3 protein-coding genes are annotated in these 2,460 nt (G+C 32.6%); all 3 read left to right on the forward strand.

The genetic code is table 11. From position 1 onward, the window contains the following. On the forward strand, positions 1–499 hold a 499-nt coding region (locus tag ABJD66_RS07160; protein WP_348129825.1), incomplete at its 5' end, for a substrate-binding domain-containing protein. Positions 500–634: 135 nt separating this feature from the next. Then, complete coding sequence (locus ABJD66_RS07165) at positions 635–2,011, forward strand: MFS transporter (protein WP_348129828.1); 1,377 nt, start codon at positions 635–637, stop codon at positions 2,009–2,011. Position 2,012: 1 nt separating this feature from the next. Further along, positions 2,013–2,460, forward strand: a 448-nt coding sequence (locus ABJD66_RS07170) for an HAD hydrolase-like protein (RefSeq protein ID WP_348129831.1), incomplete at its 3' end; no start/stop codon positions are given.

The raw sequence follows: 2,460 nt of genomic DNA on the forward strand, positions 1-2,460 counted from the left end.
AAATGTAGGATGTAAAAATATTGCTATTTTGTCTACACCAGACCACGTAAATGTTGGAGCATTACGCACAATTGGTTACAAGAGAGCCTTAGAAGAAAAAGGAATTACCATTAATGAAGATCTTATTTTTAAAGTTAATGATAACTCTAGTATTACAGAGCAAATAAGTGCATTTATGCATAATTCTACTTTAAATTATGATGGTGTTGTTGCCGTTAATGAAATATATGCTGCCAACGTTATTAAAATTGCCAAAGAAAAAGATTTACAAATACCTAATGAGCTTTGTGTTGTTGGCTTTACAGACGGATTAATATCCTCTTTTTCAACACCTTCTCTATCTACAATAGACCAGCATGGTATAACCATTGGTGAACATGCGGCTGAGTTATTATTGGATCGTATTCAAAATAAAGACATAAATAAAGAATACCAACGAAAGGTTATTTCTACAGATTTAATCATTAGAAAATCATCAGAAAAAAATACAGTTTTGTAATCTGTATCAAAAATTTTATATCTTTACCGCATCAAAATATTAAACTTAACACTTAATATTTTTATACTTCGCACCATATACACGCCATACAGACACTAATCTTGGCGCTGTATTTTTATATTTAATATTTACATTATGGAAAAACAGAAACTTGGTTTCTGGCAGATCTGGAACATGAGTTTCGGGTTTCTGGGAATTCAATTTGGATTTGCCTTACAAGGAGGTTTTATGTCTAGAATTTTTCAGACGCTAGGTGCAGAAAAAGATGATATACCTCTTTTATGGATTGCTGCTCCCTTAACGGGACTGGTTGTACAACCAATTATTGGTTATTTAAGCGATAGGACTTGGAGTGTTCGTTGGGGAAGAAGAAAACCTTACTTTTTAATTGGTGCTATACTTAGTTCCCTTGCCTTATTTTTAGTACCACACTCACCTGTTCTATGGGTTGCTGCTGGTTTTTTATGGATTTTAGATGCATCTATAAATGTATCTATGGAGCCATTTAGAGCTTTGGTAGCAGATAAATTACCAGATTCACAACGTTCTTATGGGTTTGTTATACAAACTTTAATTATTGGTATTGGCACCTGGGTAGCTAGTAACCTACCTTGGATGGTTTCTAAACTTGGTGTTAGTGATGCTGCTCCGTCTGGAGTTGTCCCTATGTCTGTAAAAGTAGCTTTTGCTATTGGCGCTGTAGTGTTTTTAATAAGCATACTGTATACCATTTTTACAACCTCTGAGTATCCACCAGAGGATATGGAAGAGTTTAAAAAAGAGAAAGCTAAAAAGAATCAGTTTATTCCAGATATCCTAAACAATATCGGAAATATGCCTTCTACTATGAAAAAATTAGGAGTTATTCAGTTTTTTAGCTGGTTTGCCTTTTTTACAATGTGGAGTATGGCCAATCCTGCCTTAACAGAGCACGTATTTAATTCTCCTGCTCCTATAGAGGCTAATTATAATATGGAAATAGCTTCTGATGTAGAAGCTTTTAATATAACAAACGAAGCGTTTCAGAAATCATCAAATTTAGTAGGTTCTTATATGGGAACTTACGGTTTATCATCTATGGCATTTGCTTTAATTCTAGTCTTATACACTTCAAGAAAAAGAATTAACAGAAAAATGGTACATATGTTTTCTTTAATTATTGGAGGTGCTGGTTTTATACTAATGTATTTTATTCCGTCTCCAGAGTACTTAACAGTTTGCTTTGTACTTATTGGTTTTGCTTGGGGTAGTATTTTATCTATGCCATATGCAATGCTTTCTAGTGCTGTAGATCCAAAAAGAATGGGAGTTTTTATGGGCATTTTTAATATGTTCATTGTAATACCACAAATTATTGCGGCTATTGGCGGCATAAATATTATATCAAACTTATTAGGAGAAGAAGCTATAAATGCAATGATTGTTGCTGGTATTAGCTTGATTATTGCAGGATTATGCAACTTCTTAATTACCGAAAAAAGTGCAATTTCTTATCAAACAATAGAAGAATAAAATGAAAAGAAAAGGATTCATATTTGACCTAGATGGCGTTATTGTAGATACTGCCAAATACCATTTTTTAGCTTGGCAAAAACTAGCTAATTCTATTGGTGTTGAATTTACTCATGAACAAAATGAGCAATTAAAAGGTGTTAGTAGAGTAAAATCTTTAGAAAAAATACTTAACTGGGGTAATATTACTCTAGAAAACGAAGAGTTTATTGGCTTAATGGCTAAAAAAAATGAAGATTATTTACAACATATAGAAAAAATGGATGCTTCTGAAATTTTACCAGATGTACCAAGAATTCTAGAATTATTAGAAACACAAAACCAAGGCATTGCTTTAGGTTCTGCAAGTAAAAATGCAGAAGTAATACTACAAAAAGTAAGCTTAATACAAAAATTTAGTGCCATTATAGATGGTAATGGTGTTACTAAAGGCAAACCAGATCCTGAGG

The organism is Cellulophaga sp. (assembly GCF_039943695.1).
GTDB lineage: Bacteria > Bacteroidota > Bacteroidia > Flavobacteriales > Flavobacteriaceae > Cellulophaga.

Coding starts and splice junctions, on each gene's coding strand:
- ABJD66_RS07165 (WP_348129828.1), top strand. CDS start 635: ATGGAAAAACAGAAACTTGGTTTCTGGCAGATCTGGAACATGAGTTTC.